At 67.7% G+C, this 22,326-nt stretch carries 19 protein-coding genes and 1 pseudogene; 16 read left to right on the top strand and 4 right to left on the bottom strand.

The genetic code is table 11. The features are described 5' to 3' along the window. Window positions 1-28: 28 nt before the first annotated feature. The 3 genes from IEX71_RS17275 to IEX71_RS17265 all read left to right on the top strand — a co-directional run bounded on the left by IEX71_RS17275 (window position 29) and on the right by IEX71_RS17265 (window position 3,442). A complete protein-coding gene (locus tag IEX71_RS17275; protein ID WP_229749826.1) occupies window positions 29-589 on the top strand; it encodes a type II toxin-antitoxin system PemK/MazF family toxin in 561 nt (186 codons plus the stop codon). 239 nt (window positions 590-828) lie between these two features. Continuing rightward, window positions 829-2,160, top strand: coding sequence for an acyl-CoA dehydrogenase family protein (locus IEX71_RS17270; RefSeq protein ID WP_188838270.1), 1,332 nt, complete (start codon window positions 829-831; stop codon window positions 2,158-2,160). Window positions 2,161-2,197: 37 nt separating this feature from the next. Further along, entirely contained in the window at window positions 2,198-3,442 is a 1,245-nt protein-coding gene (locus IEX71_RS17265) for an acyl-CoA dehydrogenase family protein (protein ID WP_188838269.1), read from the top strand. Between the two features lie 114 nt (window positions 3,443-3,556). Here IEX71_RS17265 and IEX71_RS17260 read toward each other — a convergent pair whose 3' ends face one another. Next, entirely contained in the window at window positions 3,557-3,703 is a 147-nt protein-coding gene (locus IEX71_RS17260) for a hypothetical protein (protein ID WP_188838268.1), read from the bottom strand. A 168-nt stretch (window positions 3,704-3,871) separates the two neighbouring features. Further along, window positions 3,872-4,228 (bottom strand): GntR family transcriptional regulator, encoded by a 357-nt coding sequence (locus IEX71_RS17255; RefSeq protein ID WP_188838267.1) that lies wholly within the window; start codon window positions 4,226-4,228, stop codon window positions 3,872-3,874. A gap of 176 nt (window positions 4,229-4,404) precedes the next feature. Between IEX71_RS17255 and IEX71_RS17250 the strand changes: the two genes are divergently transcribed. From IEX71_RS17250 to IEX71_RS17230, 5 genes and pseudogenes are all read left to right on the top strand, one after another. Next, window positions 4,405-5,718 (top strand): sugar ABC transporter substrate-binding protein, encoded by a 1,314-nt coding sequence (locus IEX71_RS17250; RefSeq protein WP_188838266.1) that lies wholly within the window; start codon window positions 4,405-4,407, stop codon window positions 5,716-5,718. Window positions 5,719-5,766: 48 nt separating this feature from the next. Beyond that, complete coding sequence (locus IEX71_RS17245) at window positions 5,767-6,681, top strand: carbohydrate ABC transporter permease (protein WP_188838265.1); 915 nt, start codon at window positions 5,767-5,769, stop codon at window positions 6,679-6,681. Next, window positions 6,682-7,506 carry a carbohydrate ABC transporter permease gene (locus tag IEX71_RS17240; RefSeq protein ID WP_188838264.1) on the top strand — a complete coding sequence of 275 codons (825 nt, stop codon included), beginning with the start codon at window positions 6,682-6,684 and terminating at the stop codon, window positions 7,504-7,506. Next, a complete protein-coding gene (locus IEX71_RS17235) occupies window positions 7,503-9,011 on the top strand; it encodes a glycoside hydrolase family 3 N-terminal domain-containing protein (RefSeq protein WP_188838263.1) in 1,509 nt (502 codons plus the stop codon). Before IEX71_RS17240 ends, IEX71_RS17235 begins: the two co-directional genes overlap by 4 nt. A gap of 160 nt (window positions 9,012-9,171) precedes the next feature. Next, window positions 9,172-10,233 (top strand): annotated as a pseudogene (locus IEX71_RS17230) (DUF4185 domain-containing protein). 111 nt (window positions 10,234-10,344) lie between these two features. Here IEX71_RS17230 and IEX71_RS17225 read toward each other — a convergent pair. Further along, window positions 10,345-11,736, bottom strand: coding sequence for an NAD(P)-dependent malic enzyme (locus IEX71_RS17225; protein ID WP_188838262.1), 1,392 nt, complete (start codon window positions 11,734-11,736; stop codon window positions 10,345-10,347). Window positions 11,737-11,946: 210 nt separating this feature from the next. Between IEX71_RS17225 and IEX71_RS17220 the strand changes: the two genes are divergently transcribed. From IEX71_RS17220 to allB, 5 genes are all read left to right on the top strand, one after another. Beyond that, window positions 11,947-12,753 carry a hydroxypyruvate isomerase family protein gene (locus IEX71_RS17220; RefSeq protein WP_373284654.1) on the top strand — a complete coding sequence of 269 codons (807 nt, stop codon included), beginning with the start codon at window positions 11,947-11,949 and terminating at the stop codon, window positions 12,751-12,753. A 37-nt stretch (window positions 12,754-12,790) separates the two neighbouring features. Continuing rightward, window positions 12,791-13,711 carry a 2-hydroxy-3-oxopropionate reductase gene (locus IEX71_RS17215; RefSeq protein ID WP_188838261.1) on the top strand — a complete coding sequence of 307 codons (921 nt, stop codon included), beginning with the start codon at window positions 12,791-12,793 and terminating at the stop codon, window positions 13,709-13,711. Further along, window positions 13,708-15,486, top strand: a complete 1,779-nt coding sequence (gene gcl, locus IEX71_RS17210; RefSeq protein WP_188838260.1) for a glyoxylate carboligase — start codon at window positions 13,708-13,710, stop codon at window positions 15,484-15,486. Before IEX71_RS17215 ends, gcl begins: the two co-directional genes overlap by 4 nt. Before the next feature lie 102 nt (window positions 15,487-15,588). Continuing rightward, the gene (locus IEX71_RS17205) at window positions 15,589-16,764 is read left to right on the top strand and encodes a glycerate kinase (protein ID WP_188838259.1); all 1,176 of its coding nucleotides are present in this window, start codon (window positions 15,589-15,591) and stop codon (window positions 16,762-16,764) included. Beyond that, a complete protein-coding gene (gene allB / locus IEX71_RS17200; protein ID WP_188838258.1) occupies window positions 16,765-18,225 on the top strand; it encodes an allantoinase AllB in 1,461 nt (486 codons plus the stop codon). A 28-nt stretch (window positions 18,226-18,253) separates the two neighbouring features. On the opposite strand, the gene IEX71_RS17195 is transcribed toward allB, so the two are convergent. Continuing rightward, window positions 18,254-19,276 (bottom strand): hydroxyacid dehydrogenase, encoded by a 1,023-nt coding sequence (locus IEX71_RS17195; protein WP_188838257.1) that lies wholly within the window; start codon window positions 19,274-19,276, stop codon window positions 18,254-18,256. Between the two features lie 129 nt (window positions 19,277-19,405). On the opposite strand from IEX71_RS17195, the gene IEX71_RS17190 reads away from it, so the two are divergent. The 3 genes from IEX71_RS17190 to IEX71_RS17180 are packed head-to-tail and all read left to right on the top strand — an operon-like array spanning window position 19,406 to window position 22,325. Further along, a complete protein-coding gene (locus IEX71_RS17190) occupies window positions 19,406-20,257 on the top strand; it encodes a fumarylacetoacetate hydrolase family protein (RefSeq protein ID WP_188838256.1) in 852 nt (283 codons plus the stop codon). A gap of 2 nt (window positions 20,258-20,259) precedes the next feature. Further along, on the top strand, window positions 20,260-21,576 hold the full coding sequence (locus IEX71_RS17185; protein WP_188838255.1) for an L-fuconate dehydratase: 1,317 nt from the start codon (window positions 20,260-20,262) through the stop codon (window positions 21,574-21,576). Then, the gene (locus IEX71_RS17180; RefSeq protein ID WP_188838254.1) at window positions 21,576-22,325 is read left to right on the top strand and encodes an SDR family NAD(P)-dependent oxidoreductase; all 750 of its coding nucleotides are present in this window, start codon (window positions 21,576-21,578) and stop codon (window positions 22,323-22,325) included. Before IEX71_RS17185 ends, IEX71_RS17180 begins: the two co-directional genes overlap by 1 nt. Window position 22,326 lies beyond the last annotated feature (1 nt).

The following is a 22,326-nucleotide window of genomic DNA, read 5'->3' as shown; positions in this document are numbered from 1 at the left end:
CCGACACCCGAGGAACGAGGGGATCGGTGTGAACGCCCGGTTCAACCTGGCACGCACCGCGACGCGGTTCCTGGGAGACGTGCTGCGCGAGTCGATCCAGCAGTCCGGCCGGCGCCGCCAGCAAGGTCCGCGCACCACCGGAGGGCGGTCGGGTGGACCCGCCTCCTCCGCCCACCCCGCATCCGACTACCCCGGCGACTACCCGGGCGCTCCGACGATGACCTATGTGCCTGCCCCGGACGGCAACCCCGATCCGGGCGAGATCGTCTGGGGTTGGGTGCCGTTCGAGGAGGACCACGCGCAGGGCAAGGATCGCCCGGTCCTGCTCATCGGACGCGACGGCCGGTGGCTGCTCGGCCTGATGCTCACCAGCAAGGACCACGACCGCGACGCGGAGCAGGAGCGACGCGCCGGCCGGCTCTGGTGCGACATCGGCAGTGGCGATTGGGATCCGAAGCACCGGCCCAGCGAAGTCCGGGTCAATCGGGTGATCCGCTTGGCCGAGGAGACGATCCGCCGCGAAGGCGCCGTACTCCCCCGCGCGCAGTTCGACGTCGTGGCGGCCGCCGTCCGCGCCGCCTACGCCTGAGCGCCGGCTCGGCCGACAGCCCACCGGTCCCCGCCGAGAGGCTCAGGAAATCACCGGCTCCGGCGACGGATTGCTGAGCCTCTCAGTGCATTCCTGAGCCTGTCGGCGAGTGGGTGGGCCGTCTTTCCGACGTCCGTAGTACCCGATACTCGATGTTTCCGGTACCGTAAGTTACAAGAACAGTCGCCTCCCCGGCTGCGTGCTCGTACGCGCCGCCGCCGACACACGGAAAGGCAACCATGAGCCACCACACCCCGAAGCCGACCCTGGCCGATCGTGGCCAGAACTTCGGCATGCGCCTCATCACCCGCGCCGGCGGGTTGGAAGCCATGAAGAACCCGGCCCTGCGCGCCAAGGTGGAGAAGGTCCTCTACCGCGGCGCACGACAGGGCTTCCGGGCCCAGGTCGCCGCCGGCCGCGCCTTTACCGCGAAGACCGGCTCGGGCAGCCCCACCCGCAGCAAGCCGGCCAAGCCGCGCGTGCAGTTCGACCTGAACCCCAGCGACGACCAGGAGATGATCCGCGAAGCCGCGCGCGAGCTCGCCGACGAGGTGTTGCGCCCCGCGGCTCCGCAGGCCGACACGGATCGCACCGTCCCGGACGAGGTTCGCGAGCAGGCCGCCCAGATGGGTATGGCGCTGCTCGGTGTCCCCACCGAGCTCGGCGGCGTCGCCGAGGAGGCGTCCGCGGTGACCAGCGCCCTGGTGCTCGAGGAGCTGGCTCGTGGCGACATGGGACTCGCCGTCGCGGTCATGTCCCCCGCTGCTGTCGCGAACTGCCTTGTCAACTATGGCGACTCGGACCAGCAGGCGACATACTTGTCGGCCTTCACCGACGAGGCTTCGCCCGCCACCGGCGCCCTGGCCCTGATGGAGCCACAACCGCTCTTCGACCCGGCCAAGCCGCAGACCACCGGCAGCCTCGACGGCGGCTCACTGGTCCTCGACGGCACCAAGTCGCTGGTTCCCGGTGCCTCGGCGTCGGACCTGTTCATCGTGTCGGCCCTGGTCGACGGCCAGCCGCGGTTGGTCATCGTGCCGCCGAACACCGACGGCGTCACCGTCTCTGACAACCCGGCCATGGGCATCCGCGCGGCGCACACCGGCACGCTGCACCTGGAGGGCGTCCGCGTCCCGTCCCGCAACCTGCTCGGCACCACCGCCGATCATTCCGACGCGGTCGCCCGCGCACGTCTCGCCTGGGCCGCCGCCGCGGTCGGCACCGCACAGGCCGTGCTCGACCATGTGAAGGGCTACACCAAGGAGCGCAAGGCCTTCGGCGAGCCGATCGCCAACCGTCAGGCCGTCGCATTCACGGTCGCCAACATCGCCATCGAGTTGGACGGCCTGCGCCTGGTCGTATGGCGCGCAGCATCACGCCTCGACCGCGGCCTGGACGCTTCCGAGCAGATCGCCCACGCCCGCGCCCTGACCGAGAAGCACTGTGCCCAGATCGGGTCCGACGGAGTGCAACTGCTCGGCGGTCACGGCTTCGTCAAGGAGTTCGACAACGAGCGCTGGTTCCGCGATCTGCGCGGTGCCGGCCTCATGGAAGGCGTGCTGCTCGTATGAACACCCCAAACTCTTTCCAGCCCAAAGGATTTCACGCATGATCGATCTTGAGGTTCCCAAGAAGTTCATCCCGCTCGTCAAGCAGGCGGCCGGCCTCGCCGACGAGGTGTTCCGCCCGATCAGCCGCAAGTACGACCTCGCCGAGCACGAATACCCGCGCGAGCTGGACCTGATGTCCGCCGTCATCGACGGGCTGTCCGACTCCGGTGCGTCCCAGGGCGCAGGCGCACGGACCACCAGCGGTGGCGCCGGCGAGCCGGCCGGTGTGGGTGCAGGTTCACGCGCCGGCAAGACGAAGGAGACCGTCAACGGCTCCAACCTGTCGTCGGTGCTGTCGATCATGCAGACCTGCCGCGGCGACGTCGGCCTGACACTGTCGATCCCCCGGCAGGGGCTGGGCAACGCGGCGATCGCGGCCGTCGCCAATGACGAGCAGAAGCAGCGCTACGGCAGCAAGTGGGCCGCGATGGCGATCACCGAGCCGGACACCGGCTCGGACTCCGGCGCCATTCGCACGACCGCCACCAAGGACGGCGACGAATACGTCCTCAACGGCGAGAAGATCTTCGTCACCAGCGGTGAGCGTGCCGAGTTGGTCGTGGTCTGGGCGACGCTGGACCGGTCGCTCGGCAAGCGCGCCATCAAGTCCTTCGTCGTACGCCGGGACAACCCCGGGCTGAAGCTGGTGCGGCTGGAGCACAAGCTCGGCATCCGGGCGTCGGACACCGCGGCGTTCAGCCTCGACAACTGTCGTGTGCCTGCCGACGACCTGCTCGGAGACCCGGAGATCCGCACCGAGGGCGGTTTCGGCGGCGCGATGCAGACCTTCGACAACACCCGGCCGCTGGTCGCGGCGATGGCGGTCGGCCTGACACGCGCCAGTCTCGACCTGGCCACCGAGCTGCTCGAGAAGGCAGGCATCACACCGGATCCGTCGGCACCCCTGCACACCCAGTCGTATGCCGCGGCGCGCCTACTGCAGATGGAGGCCGACTACGAGTCGGCATACCTGCTGACGCTACGTGCGGCGTGGATGGCCGACAACGGCAAGCCGAACTCCATGCAGGCGTCGATGGCCAAGGCGAAGGCGGGCCGCACGTGCGTCGACGTGGCGCTCAGCTGCGTGCAGCTCTGTGGCGCAACGGGTTACGCGGAGACCGAGTTGCTGGAGAAGTGGGCACGCGACAGCAAGATCCTGGACATCTTCGAGGGCACCCAGCAGATCCAGCTGCTGGTCGTCGCACGCCGCCTGCTCGAGTTGAGCTCCAGCGAGTTGAAGTAGCGCGCACAGAGCGACGAGGCCCGACCGGTGAACCGGTCGGGCCTTCTTCATGTGCGTGCGCCGGCACCTCGAGACGCTCGCTCGTTCCTCACGAGCTCCTCGGTTGCCTCGCAGTCAGCTCTTGGTGTTGGCGCGCTGCATCGCCATCACCAGATCGTCGCGAGCGCTCTGGGTCGAAGCGTTGTGGATCGCATCCATCAGTGCACGGCGACTGCGAACGTTGTCGCGGTGGTCACGGAAGGCGCGGGCGAGCGAGGTCATGCTGGTCTCTCCTTTGAGACGAGTTCGAGAACGAAAACTTCGTTATCGAAATTTTATCTCTCGGAAGCTCTCCACTTCCACTCGGCCCGGGGTGAGTTCGCACACATCACCCGCATCTTGCTTCCGCCGCCGCTGGACCAGGTGCCGATCAGCCCCGATACGGTCCGATCAGAGCCGTTCGACGCTCGACCGCACGATGCGCAGCAGCTCCTCGGTGCCGATCCCGAGCCGGCGAACCCGCTGCGCGAAGTCATCGGCGGCAGTCGCCGCCAGCGCTCGGGTCGCGTCACCGCCGGCGGCCACCCGAGTGCCCGAGCGACCGTGCGCGGCGACCAACCCGGCGATCTCCAACTCCGTGTAGGCCTTGGCCACCGTGCCCGGCGCGACACCGAGTTCCTCGGCGAGACCGCGAACGGAGGGCAGCCGGGCTCCGACGGTCAGCTCCCCCGCCTCGATCCGCGCCGCTATCTGCTCGCAGATCTGTTGGTACGGCGGGACCGGCCCGTGGTGATCGATGGTCATCATGTGCCCATCGAACATCCTGGGCGCCGCCCACGGGAAGACGCTCCCGGAAACGCCCGCTCACAGCAGCCGTTTTGGAAACAATTTTCCTCTACCCTGCCCGTACGAGTCGAATTTTCCCCTAGGGTCGCTGTCTGTTGCCGGCCCCACCCCGTCTTCCGCGTCACCAAGGAGAACCCATGCGCACCACCACTGCTGCGGCACTCGCGTCCCTCACCGCGCTCACCCTCGCCCTCGCCGGTTGTGGCGACAGCGGCGGCTCCGGTGGCTCGGGTGGCGACGGCGGGAACGCGGTTGCCAAGGGCGGCGCCAAGTCGCTCACCTTCTGGGTCATGAAGGGCACCAATCCCGATGCGTCGAAGTTCTACGCGGTGGCGAAGAAGGAGTTCAAGAAGCAGACCGGCGCGACCCTCAACATCCAGGAGGTCGAGTGGGCGGACGCACATGATCGGCTGGTGCGGTCCTTCGCCGGTGGTGGCGGCCCGGACGTCTCGGAGATCGGCACCACCTGGACCCCGGAGTTCGCAGCGGCCGGTGGACTGGCCGACATCACCAAGCAGGTGACGTCCTCCGGGATGGGCAAGGACGAGCTGAAGGCACTGAAGGATTCGGCCACGTATGACGGCAAGCAGTACGGCGTCGGCTGGTATGCCGGAGTGCGCGGCATCGTCTACCGCAAGGACATCTTCAAGAAGGACGGCGTCAAGGTCCCGACGAACTGGGCCGAGCTGGAGCAGGCCGTCAAGACCCTGAAGGCGAAGGAGCCGAAGATGGCGGCGATGCCCATCGCGGGCGGATCGTCATACGCCTCAGCGCCGTTCATCTGGGGCGCCGGCGGTGCCTTCGCCACCAAGGACGGCGACAAGTGGAAGGGCGCCCTGGACTCCAAGGAGTCGCAGGCGGGCCTGAAGTTCTACACCGACCTGGCTCTCAAGGACGGCTCGTCGACCACCGCGGCATCCACCTGGAAGGAGACCGACCTGCTCGACGCGTTCGCCAAGAACAAGGCGGCCATGGTCATCCAGGGCAACTGGACACCCAAGACCGCGATCGAGCAGAACCCCGACCTGAAGAACAAGATCGGCGCATTCGCCATCCCCGGCAAGAACGGCGGCGTGGCACCCGCGTTCCTCGGTGGGTCCAACCTGTCGGTGATGCAGACCAGCAAGAAGAAGGACCTCGCCTGGAAGTTCGTGCAGATGATGACCACGGGCGACCTGGCCAAGAAGTGGGCGGACCAGACCGGCTACCTGCCGACCACGAAGACCGCGCTCACGCCGTATGCCGAGAGCTCCGACAAACTCGTCGCGCCGTTCGCGACCGCGATGCTCAAGGGCGGCCGCAACGTGCCGAGCGCTCCGCAATGGGGCACGGTCGAGGGCAACAAGACGATCACCGCGATGTTGCAGTCGATCCTGACCGGCACGTCGGTCGAGTCGGCGACCAAGAAGGCCTCGGCGGCCATCGAGTCGACCCTGAACGCCAAGAGCTGACCGCCGCACCCGGACCGCATTCCGTCACCCGACCCGAAGAACCGATACGTGCCCTCTTCCAAGTCACGGCCCTGGCTGCTGCTCGCCGGCCCGCTGATCGTCATCGCCGGACTGCTGCTCTACCCGATCGTTCGGGTGACGGTGTTGTCCTTCCAGCGCTACAACCTGCGCGAGGTGATCAGCGGGCACCCGGTGGGCATCGGGTTCGACAACTACAAGCAGATCTTCTCGGGCGCGCCGGGCCTGCCGGCGTCATACCTGTGGAAGACGATCCTGCCCAACACGGTCGGTTTCGCGGTGCTGGCAGTGACGCTCACCGTCGTGCTGGGCACGCTGGTGGCCTTGCTGCTGGTGACGCTCGGACCGAAGGTCCGCGCGTTGGTCATCGGCTCGGCGTTGGTCGCTTGGGCACTGCCGGCCGTCACCGGCACGTATGTGTGGGTCTGGATCTTCGACCCGGACAGCGGCGTCGCCCGACACGTGCTGCAGGGTGTCGGGCTGCTCGGGCCGGAGGGTCACAACTGGTTCACCGACCGCAACTCGTTCTACGCGATCGCGTTGCTCAACGTCGTGCATCACAGCTACCCGTTCGTGGCGATCACCATCTTCGCCGGGTTGCTGACCGTGCCGACCGAGTTGCACGAAGCCGCCAAGATCGACGGTGCGTCGGCGTGGCGGCGGTTCTGGTCGATCACCGTGCCGCTGCTGCGGCCGGTGTTCGCAGTGGTGACCATCCTGTCGACGATCTGGGACTTCAAGGTGTTCACCCAGATCTATCTGATGCCGGGCGGTGATGGGGTGAATCCCGATGTGTTCAACCTCGGCGTCTGGTCCTACATCTCCTCGATCAACCAGACGAAGTACGGCCTCGGTTCTGCCATCGCGGTGTTGCTGACCCTGGTGTTGCTGGTGATCACGCTGGTCTACCTACGAGTGCTGTTCAAGGAAGAGGAGGACCTGTAGATGACGACCAACTCACCCTGGCGGCCGGTCGGCAAGACGATCGCGGTGCTGGCACTGCTGGCGTTCACGCTCTTCCCGATCTACTTCATGCTGAGCACGGCGTTCAACGCCCGCAACGGCTCTGGCACCGACAGCCTCTTCCCGGAGCACTTCACCTTCGACAACTTCACCAAGGTCTTCGCGGAGGACGACTTCGGCCGCTACATGCTCAACTCGGCGATCGTCACGGTCGGGACCGTGGTGATCTCGGGTGCGCTCGCGCTGCTCGGCGCAGTCGCCATCGCACGCTTCCGGTTCCGCTTCCGCAACACGATGCTGGTGCTGATCCTGGTGGTGCAGATGCTGCCCGCCGAGGCCCTCGTCATTCCGCTCTTCCTGCAGATGAAGGACTGGCGGATGCTCAACTCGCTACTCGGCCTGATCCTGGTCTACATCGCCTTCTCGTTGCCGTTCGCGATCTGGAACCTCCGGGGTTTCGTCGCTGCCGTGCCCCGCGAGTTGGAGGAGGCGGCATACCTGGACGGCTGCGGGTGGTGGCGGATGTTCCGCTCGGTGCTGCTGCCGCTCGTGGTGCCGGGACTCGTTGCCACCTCGGCGTTCTCGTTCGTCATGGCCTGGGAGGAGTTCGTCTTCGCGCTCACCTTCCTGTCCAAGAACGACCGCCTCACCGTCGGCGTCGGACTGCAGCACTATCTCGGTGCGCACGTGAATGACTGGGGAGGCCTCATGGCGGCCTCGACTGTGGTTACTCTTCCCGTCGTGATCGTCTTCGTGCTCGCCCAGCGGCGCCTCGGTGCCGGCCTCGTCTCCGGCGCGGTCAAATGACCACCGACCCACGCGTGGACCAACTGGTTCACGCCGTGCTCAAGCCGGGATTCGCCGGCACGACCGAGCCGCCGCCATGGCTGGCGGACGCCATACAGCGTGGGTTGGGTGGTGTCGTCTACTTCAGCCACAACATCGGTGACGTGGAGGCGACCGCGGCATTGTCGGCTCGGCTGCACGACCTGGGTGACGTGCTCATCGCCACCGACGAGGAGGGCGGCATCGTGAGCCGACTCGGTGCGCGCGGCGGCTCCCCCCATGTCGGCGCGGCGATGCTCGGCCGGGTGGACGACGTGGCTGCGACGCGCGCGGTCGGAGCCGCGATCGGAGCGGACCTGCTCGCATCGGGGATCGACATCGATCTGGCCCCGGTCGTCGACGTCAACAGCAACCCGGCAAATCCCGTCATCGGGGTCCGCTCGTTCGGCTCGACGCCCGACCTGGTCTCCCGGCACGCGGTCGCGTATGCCGAGGGATTGCAGGCCACCGGTGTCGCTGCGACTGCCAAACATTTCCCGGGTCACGGTGACACTGCAGTGGATTCGCACGTCGGACTGCCCCGGGTCGACGCTTCCCTCGAGGTGCTGCGCGAGCGGGAGATGGCGCCGTTCGCCGCAGCGGTGGACGCAGGGGTTCGCGCCGTGATGACGGCGCACGTCATCGTGCCCGCCTTGGATCCGACGCGGCCCGCCACGATCAGTGCGGCGGCCTTGTCGATGTTGCGGGACGACCTCGGTTTCGACGGCGTGATCATGACCGACGCACTCGACATGGGGGCCATCCGCGACACCATCGGCCTGGGCGAAGGCTGCGTCCAGGCGTTGCTCGCCGGCGCGGATCTGCTGGGGCTCGGCAACCCGGTGCTCGGCGCGACGGACTCGGACAAGGACGCGCGGGTCTTCGCCGAAGCCCACGGCGCAGTGCTGGCCGCGGTCCGTGAAGGGCGGCTCCCCGTCGAGCGACTGGAGGCTGCCGCACACCGGGTCGATGCGCTGCGTCACTGGCGACGCACCCGACCGGCTCACACCACGGCAGCCGACGGCTCGCCCGATCGGTCCGTCGCAAGCCGTGCGCTCGCAACCCGCGGACGCATCGGTGTCCCACGAGGACCGTTGCAAGTGCTCGACATTCGGCGGCAGCGCAATGTCGCCGCCGGCGCACTCTCCTCGTCGACGGTCCGGGCCGTCCTCGACGGCGCACCCGGCTCGACCCTGACCACGGCATTCGTGCTGCCCGACGCGGTCGAGGGCCATGCCGAGGAGACCCAACTCGCCTTGCGGGCCGACCTGCCGGTTGCCGACGTCGTCGTCATGGGGGCGCCCGGTCACGACCTGGAGCAGGACGAGCAGTTGCGTCGCTGTGTCTCGGCGAACCCGCGAGTGCTGGTGCTGGTCACCGGTTTCGCCACTGGCACCGAGGAGTTGAGCGGTGCGCAGCAGGTGATCTGGACCTTCGGTGACAGTCTGCCGACGGCCGTCGCGGTGGCGGCGCTGCTGCACCGTTGACCCACTCCGCTGCCCTCGGTTCGAGCTCGTCAGCGTTTGGTCAAAACTTCACAATTCCCTTGGCACGCCATACGGCTCGGACCACACTCGAGACGGTAATCGTTATCTCACGATCGTTTACCATGCACGTTCCTTTTCCTGGTAGCTACGAGGAGCAACCATGAAACCCACTCGCCGCGCCGTCCTGGGCTCAGGTATGACCGCCGCTCTCACCGGAGTACTGGGCGTCAGCGCCGCACGCAGACCCGCTGCCGCCGCCACCGGCGCTACGAAGATCCAGGACCTCAGCGGACCCGCTCAGACCGGGCAGTTCGCCACCCCGTGGTCCGACCTCGGCATACCGGCCAGGTGCCCGGACGGGTCGATGCTCTTCGTCGGTGGCGACTCATTCGACGGCCCGGACATCCACGGTGGCAACTGGCGCGCACCGGTCGGATTGCGTTCCAGCAGCAGCATTCTCGGATCTCTCACCATTGACAGCGCAGTGGGCGGCAGCTCGGCGGTCGGCCTGGTCCCCGAGGGCCACATACCCGTCGACGGCGGCTACACCACAGCCATCCCGAGCGACGTCTTCACCATCGGCAACACGATGTACATGCACCTGATGCGAGGCGTCATCTATCAGACCGACCACACCGACTTCTGGAAGTCCGAGGACAACGGCAACACCTGGACCTATCTGTGCCAGTGGCCCGGTGACCTGCTCGGTGGGCAGTTCCAGCAGAAGACGTATGCCGTCGCCGACGACGGTTACTGCTACGTGCTGTCCAGCGTCTTCAACCGTGGCACGACGTCAGGGCTGCTGCTGCACCGCGTGCCGCACGCGGAGGTCGGCACGCCGTCGTCATACGAACCCTGGGGTTACGCGAACGGCGCCTGGGCATAGGGCAATCCGGCGTCCACCATCACCACTCCCCGCGGCTGGGGTGAGATCTGTTTCCGGCAGATCGAAGGACGTTTCGTGCTGACCTACCTGGAGGGTTCGACCATCTACGCGCAGGTGCTCGACAGTCCGCTGGGCAACGTGTTCACTGCACCGAAGCAGACACTCATTGTCAACGGCCCTGCAAACATGCAGGGCGGCAACGTCGTGTGCGCGCCGTACGGTGGCTTCATCATCCCCGGCTCCAGCCTGGCCGATCTCGAGCTGGTGGTCAGCCAGTGGTATGACGACACCAACTACCGCTTCATGCAATACCGGATCGGCGGGCTCGCCGTCTGACCTGCCACGAAGAGAAGTAGCCTGACCGGCCAAATCGGGTGACAACGTCCCTGCGTCGAAACAGGGCGGGTTCCGTTGGAACCCGCCCTGCTTCACCCGCTCTCGAGAAGGTCAGCGGCGCTCTTCCTCGACGGTACGGCGCACGGCGTCGGCGACCGCCGGCGCCACGTCGGCGTCGAAGACGCTCGGCACGATGTAACTCGCGTTGAGCTCGCCGGGTCCGACGGAGTCGGCGATGGCCCGTGCCGCGGCGACCAGCAGCGGGGTGCTGATCTTGTGCGCCGAGGCGTCCAACAAGCCGCGGAAGAGCCCCGGGAACGCCAGCACGTTGTTGATCTGGTTGGGGAAGTCGCTGCGACCGGTAGCGACCACGGCGGCGTGTTTGGCAGCCTCGGCGGCCGGGACCTCCGGATCCGGGTTGGCAAGGGCGAAGACGATCGAGTTGTCGGCCATCCGCGCAATGTCCTTCTCGCCCAAGATGTTCGGACCGGAGACGCCGATGAATACATCGGCGTCCACGAGCGCGTCGGAGAGCGATCCGGTCACGCCACGCGGGTTCGTGTGCTCGGCGATCCACACCCGGTGCTCGTCCTTGTAGTCCCCGTCCCGGTGGATCGCGCCGGATCGACTGCACCCGACGATGTCCGAGGCACCCTGGGCACCGAGCAACTTGATGATCGCGTGCCCGGCCGCGCCAACACCGGAGATGACGATGCGCACGTCCTCGATCTTCTTGTCGACCACGCGCAACGCGTTGATGAGCGCTGCGAGCACCACGATGGCGGTGCCGTGCTGGTCGTCGTGGAAGACGGGGATGTCGAGCTCCTCGCGCAGCCGACGCTCGATCTCGAAACAACGGGGCGCAGCGATGTCCTCGAGGTTGACTCCGCCGTAGACCGGAGCCAACGCCTTGACGATGGAGATGATCTCCTCGGTGTCGGTCGTGTCCAGGCAGACCGGCCAGGCGTCGACGCCCCCGAACTGCTTGAACAGCGCCGCCTTGCCCTCCATCACCGGCAAGGCCGCGGCCGGACCGATGTCGCCGAGCCCGAGGACCGCAGTGCCGTCCGTGACGACCGCGACGGTGTTGCGCTTGATCGTCAGTCGCCGAGCGTCCTCCGGGTTGTTCGCGATCGCCAGGCACACCCGAGCAACACCGGGGGTGTAGGCGCGGGACAGATCGTCACGCGTGCGCAGCTCGACCTTCGGCTCCACCGACAGCTTGCCGCCGATGTGCATCAGGAAGGTCCGGTCACTCACCTTCCGAACGTCGTATCCGCCTGCGGACACGAGTGATTCGCGAATCCGCTCAGCGTGGTTCTCGTCGGTCGTGTCGCATGTCACGTCGACCACCAGGCCATCAGGAGTCGACTCCGTGACGTCCAGTGCGGTCACCGACGCACCCGCGTCGGCGACCGCGGCAGCGAGGTCACTGGCCGTGCGCTGCCCGGGCGTGAGGCCGACGCGCAGCGTCACCGAGTATCCGGGGCTGGTGTGAGTCATGTAGCTCTCCGATCTTGTGTCGTTCATCAGAAATCGTGCCAGTGCGGGGCGCGACTGCCGCCCGAATTTCGTCGCAGTATGCCGCATGCCCACCGCACGGGGCGGATGCGACGCAATGCGGACGCCGCCGGACGGTGCCGACCGATGCCCCTTGACGGAACGCGATTCATCTTGGCACACTTTCACTATTCGATATTGTTATTCCGCATCATGAAACTTCTTGGAAAGGTCGCCGGCATGACCCGCCATACCGTGAACGCCTCGATCCTGCTGACCGACCGTCCGCTGCTGGAGCGGCCGGCCGCCGCCCGCGAGGCCGGCTTCGATGCAGTCGAGTTCTGGTGGCCCTGGCCCCAGACCGCAACGCCGTCCGGCGGGGAGGTCGACGCCTTCGTCGGTGCCGTCCAGGACGCCGGTGTCCAGCTGACCGGGTTGAACTTCTTCGCGGGCGACATGCCGGCCGGCGAGCGCGGCATCGTCAGCAACCCCGAGCGCCGCGACGAGTTCCACGCCAACGTCGAGCTCGTCGTCGACATCGGTAAGCGCTTGGGCTGCCGGCACTTCAACGCGCTCTACGGACTGCACGACCCGTCTCGTGACACCGAGGCGGAGGCCGAGGCCGCACGCGACAACCTGACGTATGCCGCCAAGGCCGTCGACGCCATCGGCGGCACGGTCCTGCTCGAGCCGGTCTCCGGCGCGGACTCCTACCCGCTCAAGAAGGCCGCCGACGCGCTCGCCGTCATCGACTCGGTCGACGTGGGCAACGTCAAGCTGCTCGCGGACTTCTATCACCTCGCGGTCAACGGCGACGACGTCGCGCAGGTCATCGCCGGCCACGCGGCGGACTTCGGGCACATCCAGATCGCCGACTCCCCCGGCCGCGGCGCCCCGGGCACCGGAGAGCTGCCACTCGACGAGTGGATCGCCGCCGCGCAGCGCGGTGGCTACGACGGGCCGATCGGCCTGGAGTACCTCGCCGGCGACGGCAACCCGTTCGCCTGGCTGCAGCGCTGAATCCCCTGTTCGCCATACGTTTTCAAGGAGCCAAGTCATGAGCAACACCACATCGGTCGCCGTCATCGGATTGGGCATCATGGGTGCCCCGATGGCCGCCAACCTCGTGCAGTCGGGCTACCAGGTCACCGGCTACAACCGCAGTCAGGACGCCATCGACAAGCTGGTCGCGGCCGGTGGCAAGGGTGCCACGTCGGTCGCTGACGCGGTGCGGGATGCCGACGTCATCATCACGATGGTCCCCGACTCCCCCGACGTCGCAGCCCTCGCACGCGGCGAGGGTGACGAGGCCGGACTGATCGCGTCCGCCAAGGCGGGTGCGACCTGGATCGACTGCTCGACCATCCGCCCGGACATCGCCCGCGAGGTCGCCGCCGAGGCGGCCGCGGCAGGCCTGAAGGCGCTGGACGCACCGGTCTCCGGTGGCGAGGCGGGAGCCGTGGAGGGCACGCTGTCGATCATGGTCGGTGGCGATGCGGGCGACCTCGAGGCGATCCGCCCGATCCTCGAAACCGTTGGCAAGACGGTGGTTCACGTCGGGCCGAGCGGATCGGGACAGACCGTCAAGGCCGCCAACCAACTGATCGTCGCGGGCACCATCGAACTTGTCGCCGAAGCACTCGTCTTTCTCGAGGCGTATGACGTCGACACGACCGCGGCCGTGGAGGTCCTGGCCGGCGGTCTCGCGGGCAACCGCATCCTGGACCGCAAGGCGGCCTCGATGATCAAGCGCGAGTTCCAGCCCGGCTTCCGGATCGACCTGCACCACAAGGACATGGGCATCGTGCTCGATTCTGCCCGTGCGGCAGGTGTCGCCATACCGCTCGGCGCGCAGACCGCGCAGCTCGTGCAGGACCTGCGCAACCTCGGCCATGGCGGCCTCGACCACTCCGCACTGTTGCTCCTCGTCGAGCAACTGTCCGGCCGCAGCACGAAGAACGAAGGAGAGGCGAAATGACACGCATGCAAGCGGTCGACGCCGCCGTCCTGATCCTCGAAAAGGAAGGCGCCACACAGACATTCGGTCTGCCGGGAGCTGCCATCAACCCGTTCTACGCGGCGATGCGACGTCACGGCGGCATGCAGCACGTGCTGGCCCGCCATGTGGAAGCCGCCTCGCACATGGCCGAGGGCTACACCCGCGCCGCGGCCGGCAACATCGGTGTCTGCCTGGGCACCTCCGGCCCGGCCGGCACCGACATGATCACCGGGCTCTACTCCGCATCGGCCGACTCCATCCCCATCCTGGCGATCACCGGGCAGGCACCGATCGCGAAGTTGGACAAGGAGGACTTCCAGGCCGTCGACATCGCCTCGATCGCCACTCCGGTGACCAAATGGGCCGTCACGGTCAAGGAAGCCGCCCAGGTGCCCGGCACGTTCGCGAAGGCCTTCTGGCTGATGCGCGAGGGCCGGCCGGGCCCGGTGCTGATCGACCTGCCGATCGACGTGCAACAGACCGAGATCGACTTCGACATCGACACCTACGAGCCGCTGCCGGTCACCCGACCGGCGGCGACACCAGGACAGATCGCCAAGGTGTTCGACCTGTTGCTCGCGGCGGAGCGTCCGGTGATCATCGCCGGTGGCGGCATCATCAACGCCGATGCCTCCGACAAGCTGGTCGAGGCCGCCGAGCTGCTCGGCATACCGGTGATTCCCACCCTGATGGGTTGGGGCGTCATCCCGGACGACCACCCGCTGCATGCGGGCATGGTCGGCCTGCAGACGGCACACCGCTACGGCAACGAGACCCTGCTCGCCTCCGACTTCGTCCTCGGGGTCGGCAACCGGTGGGCCAACCGCCATACCGGCGCGCTCGACGTTTACCGGCAGGGCCGCACGTTCGTGCACGTCGACATCGAGCCGACCCAGATCGGCCGGGTCTTCGCGCCGGACTACGGGGTCGTCTCTGACGCCGGCGCCTTCCTCGACGCGTTCCTCGCTGCGGCCAAACGGTTGCAGGCGGCCGGACCGCTGCCGGACCACGCCGTCTGGGCGAAGGAGTGCCAGCAGCGCAAGGCGACCCTGCAGCGCAAGACGCACTTCGACAACATCCCGATCAAGCCGCAGCGGGTCTACGAGGCGATGAACGCCGCATTCGACCGGGAGACGACCTATGTGTCGACGATCGGACTGTCGCAGATCGCCGGCGCCCAACTGCTGCACGTCTTCGGCCCGCGCCGCTGGATCAACTGCGGCCAGGCCGGACCTCTCGGCTGGACGCTGCCGGCCGCTCTCGGGGTGGCCACCGCGCACCCCGACCGCCAGGTCGTCGCGCTGTCGGGTGACTACGACTTCCAGTTCCTCATCGAGGAACTCGCTGTCGGCGCGCAGCACAACATCGGCTACGTCCACGTGCTGGTGAACAACTCCTATCTCGGCCTGATCCGGCAGTCGCAGCGTGGCTTCGACATGGACTACCAGGTGTCGCTGGCGTTCGAGAACATCAACTCCCCCGAGGTCGAGGGGTATGGCGTGGACCATCTCAAGGTCATCGAAGGCTTGGGATGCAAGGCGATTCGCGTGCACGACCCCGCCGACCTGGAGACGGCACTGCGGAAGGCCGGCGCGATGGCGCAAGAACTCGCGGTCCCTGTCGTCGTCGAGGTCATCCTGGAGCGCATCACCAACATCTCCATGGGAGCTGCGGGCATCGACGCGATCAACGAGTTCGAGGCCGTCGCGGAGTCCGCGGCCGACGCACCCACCGCCATCCTGCCGATCGGCTGACGGTCGGCCGGTAGGGCCGAAGTCCGCTCCGGAGCACCATGGTGGGTCGAAGATGGACAACGAGTCTTCAACCCCGTCCTCGACCGACGATCGGAGTACAGAGTGCGCGTGGTCATCGCCCCTGACAAGTTCAAGGGCTCACTGTCAGCCGACGGAGTCGCCGAGGCCGTCGCCGGCGGTCTCCAGGCCGCCGGGTCATGCACCATCGACCTGGTGCCGATGGCCGACGGCGGCGACGGAACCCTCGACGCCGCCGTGCGTGCCGGCTTCTCGGAGTCGACGCGCCGGGTCACCGGCCCGGACGGGTCCCCCGTCGATGCGACGCTCGCGATCGATGCAGGAACCGCCGTCGTCGAGCTCGCGACCGCGTCGGGACTCGCACTGCTGCCACCGGACGGGCTGCTCCCGCTCACGGCGACAAGCCGAGGCACCGGCGAACTCATCCGCGCCGCCCTCGACGCCGGCTGTTCGCGCATCGTGCTCGGCGTGGGTGGCAGCGCCTGCACCGACGGCGGCGCGGGCCTGATGGCAGCGCTCGGCGCGCGGCTGCTCGACGCTGCTGGATCGCCGGTCCCCGACGGCGGCGGTGCATTGGCCGACGTCGCACGAATCGACTTGTCGGCACTCGATGTTCGGATCCGCACGACCGAGTTCGTGGTCGCGCTCGATGTCGACAACCCGCTGCTGGGCGACACCGGTGCCGCGCACACCTTCGGGCCGCAGAAGGGCGCCGACCCGCAGCAGGTGCTCCAACTCGACTCCGCACTCGCGAACTTCGCCCGCGTGCTCGGTGTCGCGCAGGAACACGACCTCCGGGATGCGATCGAGACCCCCGGAGCCGGTGCCGCCGGCGGCGTCGGCTTCGCTGCCCTCACCGTGCTCGGGGCGAGCCCGGAGACCGGCCTGGAGCTCGTCGCCGACCTCGTCGACCTGCGCGGCCGGGTGCGTGGTGCAGATCTGGTGATCACCGGCGAAGGCAGTCTGGACCGGCAGAGTCTGGGCGGCAAGACCCCCGTAGGCGTGGCCCGAATCGCACGTGCGGTGGGCGTGCCCGCAGTGGTCGCCGTGTGCGGAGTCAGCTCCTTGTCCCCCGACGAGGAACGAGCGGCCGGCTTCGACGCGGTGTGGACGCTCGCCGAGCTCGAGCCCGACATCAACCGCAGCATCGCCGATGCCGCACCTCTGCTGACCACCATCGGCGAACGCATCGGACAATGGACGAGGACCGCCGCGCCGAGTGAGGACATCACCAGCGAACCCGCGCCTGAGGAGGCCTGAATGACCGACACCACGTCACTGCTCGCTGCAGTCAACCAACCGAAGGCTGTCGAGCAACAGATCGCTGAATTCATTGCATCCCACGGTGATCCGCGCGCAGCGGCACCGGCGTCCGCAAACACCCCGGGGGCGCTCGAGCTCGTCATCCGCGGCTCACGCGTCCTCACCGAGGAAGGTGAAGCACCTCGGGAGATCGGCATCGCCGGCGGCCGCATCAGCGCCATCGAAACGCTCGGCACCGGCTTGCAGGCTCCGGACGTGGTCACCCTGGCGGACGACGAGGTGCTGATGCCCGGCGTCATCGATGCACACGTGCACGTGAACGAACCCGGACGCACCGACTGGGAGGGCTTCTGGACCGCGACGCGGGCTGCCGCCGCGGGGGGCGTGACGACGATCATCGACATGCCGCTCAACTCGATCCCGTCGACGGTCACCGTGCCGGCACTGGACTACAAGCGCCTCGTCGCCACCGGCCAGACGTTCGTCGACGTCGGCTTCTGGGGCGGCGCCGTGCCCGGCAACCAGGAACAGCTCCGGGCGCTGCACGAGAGGGGTGTCTTCGGTTTCAAGTGCTTCCTGCTGCATTCGGGAGTGGACGAGTTCCCGCCGCTGACCCCCGACGCCCTGCAGGACTATCTCGAGACGTTGGCGGGCTTCGACGGGCTGATGATCGTCCACGCCGAGGACGCCGCGACGATCGACGGCGCGGTCGCCCCGCACGGCAACCGCTACGCGGACTTCCTGTCGTCGCGTCCCCGGGAGGCTGAGAACCTCGCGATCGCCGCGGTCGCCGAGCGCGCCCGCCGCACGGGTGCCCGCACCCACATCCTGCACCTGTCGTCGTCCGACGCCCTGTCGACGCTCCGTTCCGCCAAGGCCGACGGCGTCGACATCACGGCCGAGACCTGCCCGCACTACCTGACGCTGACCGCGGAAGACGTCCCGAACGGCGGTACGGCATACAAGTGCTGTCCGCCGATCCGGGAAGCAGAGAACCGCGAATTGCTCTGGGAGGCACTGGCGGACGGCACCATCGACTACATCGCATCCGATCACTCACCGTCGACCGTCGAGCTGAAGGACCTCGAGCACGGTGACTTCGGAGCGGCTTGGGGCGGCATCGCATCGGTCCAACTCGCCCTGCCCGCAATCTGGACGGAGGCACGGCGACGTGGCATCGAGTTGGCCACGGTGTCGGAATGGATGACCGCGCGGCCGGCCGAACGGATCGGCTTGCGCAACAAGGGCCGGATCGCTCTCGGGAACGACGCAGATCTGGCGGTCTTCGCCCCGGATGACGAGTTCGTCGTCGACGCAACGCAATTGCAGCACAAGAACCCCGTGTCCGCGTATGACGGCAAGCGCCTCTCCGGTGTCGTCCGCACCACCTTCGTGCGCGGTGCCGTGGTCGACAACGAGCACCCGACCGGGCGTCTGCTCGAGCGTGGTGAGGACTGAGTCCCGGCCGCCGCCGGTCCGGGCGACCTCAGGCGATGCGGGTCAGCTCGCTCGCCCGGACCGGGTAGCGCAGCGGATGCCCCTGGGCCAGACGCTCGACCTCGTCGACCGCCGTCGCGCCCATCCGCAGGACCTCGTTGCCCATCGACCCTGCGATGTGTGGCGTGAGAACGACGTTCGGCATCCGGAAGAGTGGGCTGTCCGCCGGCAGTGGTTCGGGTTCGGTCACATCCAGGTAGGCGTCGAGCCGACCGGATGCGACGTGAGGTTCGAGCGCCGCCGTGTCGACCAGACTGCCTCGTGCGGTGTTGATCAGGACCGTGCCGTCGCGCATCATCGCGAGCATGCGGTCATCGAGCAGGTGATGTGTCTCCGGGATCGCCGGGGCGTGCAGCGTCACCACGTCGCTGCGCCGCAACAGGTCCGGCAACTCGACGAGTGTCGCCCCGAGCTGTCGCGCCTCGTCCTCGGCCAGGAACGGATCACTGACGAGCACGGACACATCGAGCACACCCAACAGGTCCATCACCCGACGGCCGATGCGCGAAGCACCGACGACGCCGATGGTGATGCCGTGCGTGCCGTGTGGCAGACGCTCCTCGCCGAACGATCGCTTGTCACCTGTCTCCCGGTATGCCGCCACGTGTCGCGAGAATCGCTTGCACGCGAGCACCACTGTTGCCAGGGTGAATTCGGCCACCGGGACGGAGTTGGCATCGGCCGCGGTGGACACCTGGACTCCGGCGTCCCACACCGCTGCGTCCAGGAACGCCTTGACCGATCCGGCGGCGTGCACGATGGCGCGCAGGTGATCGAGACGGCCCAACACCTCGGCGTCGATGCGTGGGACGCCCCAGCCGGTGACCAGCACCTCCACCTGTCGAAGGTCGACCGCCCCGTCGAAGCTCTGCACCAGGAGCGGTCCACCGGCATCGTCCGTGAGCACCGTGGCGGTCCCCCGGAGCCGGACGAGGGTCGCTTCGTCGAACATCGTCCGGTAGGTCACGTCGGACATCGCGAAGCACACCAAGGGTCGATCAGCGCCAGCCATCACACCGGCATACCACCACACCATGCCAACCGGTTATTCATCGGCTCTTTGTAACCAACGGCGTCCATCCCACCTGATTTCCTGCTAAATTTCTGTTGATTCCTCCGATGTTTGTGAAAGTTGGTCTCCATGCGCTTGCTTCGTGTCGGTCCCCCGGGAGCCGAACGTCCAGCGGCACTCGCGGCGGACGGGTCTGCCGTCGACATCTCCTCCGTGGTGCAGGACCTCGACCATCGCACCCTCGACCCCGGCACGCTCGAGCGTGTCGCTGCCGCTGTCGCCGGCGGCGACCTCCCGGCGCTGGACCTCGCCGGTCAGCGGATCGGTCCCCCGGTCGCGCGCCCCGGCAAGGTCGTCTGCATCGGTCTGAACTATCGCGATCACGCCCGCGAAACCGGCGCCGAGATCCCAGCCGAGCCGATCATCTTCATGAAGGATCCGTGGACGGTGGTCGGTCCCGATGACACCGTGCCGATCCCCCGCGGCAGCACCAAGACCGACTACGAGGTCGAGCTGGCGATCATCATCGGCAGCACCGCGCGCTACGTCGCGAGCCCGCAGGACGCGGCTGCGCACATCGCCGGCTACGCCGTGTCCCACGACGTGTCGGAGCGCGAGTTCCAGCTCGAGCGTGGCGGCCAGTGGGACAAGGGCAAGAGCTGCGAGGCGTTCAATCCACTCGGCCCGTGGCTCGTCACGCCCGATGACTTCGATCCGGCAGCTGCACCGATCCGGCTGTCCGTCAACGGGTCTCGCCGCCAGGACAGCAAGACCGACCAGCTGATCTTCGATGTGCCGACGATCGTGCACTACCTGAGCCAGTTCATGGTGCTGCACCCCGGCGATGTCATCAACACCGGCACACCGAGCGGTGTCGCTCTCGGTATGACGGACCCGAAGCCCTACCTGCGCGACGGCGACGTCGTGGAGGCGGAGATCGAAGGCCTCGGACGCATGCGACAGACCTTCGAGCAGGCCTGACGATGTCGAGGATCACCGCGCTGCGCACGGTGGACGTGCGTTTCCCCACGTCGCTGTCGCTCGACGGATCGGACGCGATGAACGCCGACCCCGACTACTCCGCGGCATACGTGGTCGTCGACACCGATGCGGGCGACGACCTGTCCGGGCACGGTTTCGTCTTCACCATCGGCCGCGGCAACGAGGTCGCGGTCGCGGCCATCCGCGCGCTCGAACCCGCATTGGTCGGCAAGGAGGTCGAGCCGTTGCTCACGGACCTCGGTGCGACGTCCGCAGCGCTGATCGGTGACAGCCAATTGCGTTGGCTCGGACCGGAGAAGGGCGTCATGCACATGGCCATCTCCGCAGTGCTCAACGCGTTGTGGGACCTGCGCGCCAAGCGTGCCGGGTTGCCACTGTGGCAGTTGCTCGGCCGCCTCTCCCCGGAGGAGCTGGTCGACCTCGTCGACTTCCGCTATCTGTCCGATGCCCTCACCCGCGAGGAGGCGTTGGAGATCCTCCGTGCCGCCGAACCCGGGCGGGCCGAGCGTGAGGTGCAGCTGCTCCGGAGCGGCTACCCGGCATACACGACCACGCCGGGCTGGCTCGGTTACTCCGACGAGAAGCTGGCCCGCCTGGCGACCGAGGCGGTCGCGGACGGCTTCACGCAGATCAAGCTGAAGGTCGGCGCCGACCTGCAGGACGACATTCGCCGGATGACGTTGGCACGCAAGACCGTCGGGCCCGATATCCGGATCGCTATCGACGCCAACCAGCGTTGGGACATCGAGGACGCGATCGCGTGGACCCGTGCTCTCGCACCCACCGATCCCTACTGGATCGAGGAGCCGACCAGCCCCGACGACGTGCTCGGACATGCTCGGATCCGCAAGGGCGTGCACCCGGTCAAGGTGGCCACGGGCGAGCACGCCCAGAACAGAGTCATCTTCAAGCAGCTGCTGCAGGCCGAGGCGATCGACTTCGTGCAGCTCGACGCGGCCCGGGTCGGCGGGGTCAACGAGAACATCGCGATCGTGCTGTTGGCCGCGAAGTTCGGCAAACCGGTCTGCCCGCACGCCGGTGGGGTCGGACTCTGCGAGATGGTGCAGCATCTGTCGATGTTCGACTTCGTCGCGGTTTCCGGATCGATGGAGGATCGGGTGATCGAGTATGTCGATCATCTGCACGAGATGTTCGTGACGCCTACCGTCGTGTCGCAGGGGCGGTATGCCGCACCGACAGCAGCTGGCTTCTCCTCGGAGATGCATGAAAAGGCTTTGCACGACTACGAATTCCCCGACGGTTCGGTGTGGGCCGAGATCAACTCCGGAGGCAACTGATGGGTGAGTACGACGGCATCAAGGCTCTGGTCACCGGCGGTGGCAGCGGCATCGGCCGGGCGACCGCGGAGCTGCTGCACGCGCGCGGGGCACAGGTGGCGGTGCTCGACCTGGACCCGTCCGGGGCTCCGGAGGGCACCTTCGGCATACGGTGCGACGTGTCGCAGGACGACGAGGTGCGTGCAGCGGTCGAGGCCGCGGCCGAGCAGGGTGGCGGCATTGATGTCGTGGTCAACAATGCGGGCATCGGCGCGCAGGGCGACGTCACCGCGAACTCCGACGACGAGTGGCACCGGGTGCTGGACATCAACGTGCTCGGCATCGTGCGAGTGACACGTGCGGCGCTGTCCCACCTGCGCACGTCGGAACATGCTGCGGTCGTCAACACCTGCTCGATCGCCGGCTGGGCGGGGCTGCCGCAGCGGGCGCTCTACAGCGCAAGCAAGGGTGCGGTCCAGGCGCTGACCCTGGCGATGGCCGCCGACCATGTCCGCGAGGGCATACGCATCAACTGCGTCAATCCCGGCACGGCCGACACACCGTGGGTGGGTCGCCTACTGGAGGCCGCGGCCGATCCGGCGGCGGAGCGCGCCGCGCTGGAGGCTCGGCAGCCCACTGGTCGGCTGGTGTCGGCTGCCGACGTCGCCCAGGCGATCTGCTACCTCGCGTCACCGGGCTCGAGTTCGACGACGGGCACGGTGCTCGCGGTGGACGGCGGCATGTACGGCCTCCGCGTCCGACCCAGCTGAG

Origin of the sequence: Flexivirga endophytica (assembly GCF_014640635.1) — a bacterium.
Lineage (GTDB): Bacteria > Actinomycetota > Actinomycetes > Actinomycetales > Dermatophilaceae > Flexivirga > Flexivirga endophytica.
This window is presented reverse-complemented; position numbering and strand designations above follow the sequence as displayed.

Excerpts from the sequence above, each read along its gene's own strand:
- IEX71_RS17195 (WP_188838257.1), bottom strand. The coding sequence starts at position 19,276 with ATGGCTGGCGCTGATCGACCCTTGGTGTGCTTCGCGATGTCCGACGTG.
- IEX71_RS17185 (WP_188838255.1), top strand. The coding sequence starts at position 20,260 with ATGTCGAGGATCACCGCGCTGCGCACGGTGGACGTGCGTTTCCCCACG.
- gcl (WP_188838260.1), top strand. The coding sequence starts at position 13,708 with ATGACACGCATGCAAGCGGTCGACGCCGCCGTCCTGATCCTCGAAAAG.
- IEX71_RS17180 (WP_188838254.1), top strand. The coding sequence starts at position 21,576 with ATGGGTGAGTACGACGGCATCAAGGCTCTGGTCACCGGCGGTGGCAGC.
- IEX71_RS17265 (WP_188838269.1), top strand. The coding sequence starts at position 2,198 with ATGATCGATCTTGAGGTTCCCAAGAAGTTCATCCCGCTCGTCAAGCAG.
- IEX71_RS17270 (WP_188838270.1), top strand. The coding sequence starts at position 829 with ATGAGCCACCACACCCCGAAGCCGACCCTGGCCGATCGTGGCCAGAAC.
- IEX71_RS17235 (WP_188838263.1), top strand. The coding sequence starts at position 7,503 with ATGACCACCGACCCACGCGTGGACCAACTGGTTCACGCCGTGCTCAAG.
- IEX71_RS17250 (WP_188838266.1), top strand. The coding sequence starts at position 4,405 with ATGCGCACCACCACTGCTGCGGCACTCGCGTCCCTCACCGCGCTCACC.
- IEX71_RS17220 (WP_373284654.1), top strand. The coding sequence starts at position 11,947 with ATGAAACTTCTTGGAAAGGTCGCCGGCATGACCCGCCATACCGTGAAC.
- IEX71_RS17190 (WP_188838256.1), top strand. The coding sequence starts at position 19,406 with ATGCGCTTGCTTCGTGTCGGTCCCCCGGGAGCCGAACGTCCAGCGGCA.
- IEX71_RS17240 (WP_188838264.1), top strand. The coding sequence starts at position 6,682 with ATGACGACCAACTCACCCTGGCGGCCGGTCGGCAAGACGATCGCGGTG.
- IEX71_RS17260 (WP_188838268.1), bottom strand. The coding sequence starts at position 3,703 with ATGACCTCGCTCGCCCGCGCCTTCCGTGACCACCGCGACAACGTTCGC.
- IEX71_RS17225 (WP_188838262.1), bottom strand. The coding sequence starts at position 11,736 with ATGACTCACACCAGCCCCGGATACTCGGTGACGCTGCGCGTCGGCCTC.
- IEX71_RS17215 (WP_188838261.1), top strand. The coding sequence starts at position 12,791 with ATGAGCAACACCACATCGGTCGCCGTCATCGGATTGGGCATCATGGGT.
- IEX71_RS17255 (WP_188838267.1), bottom strand. The coding sequence starts at position 4,228 with ATGATGACCATCGATCACCACGGGCCGGTCCCGCCGTACCAACAGATC.
- allB (WP_188838258.1), top strand. The coding sequence starts at position 16,765 with ATGACCGACACCACGTCACTGCTCGCTGCAGTCAACCAACCGAAGGCT.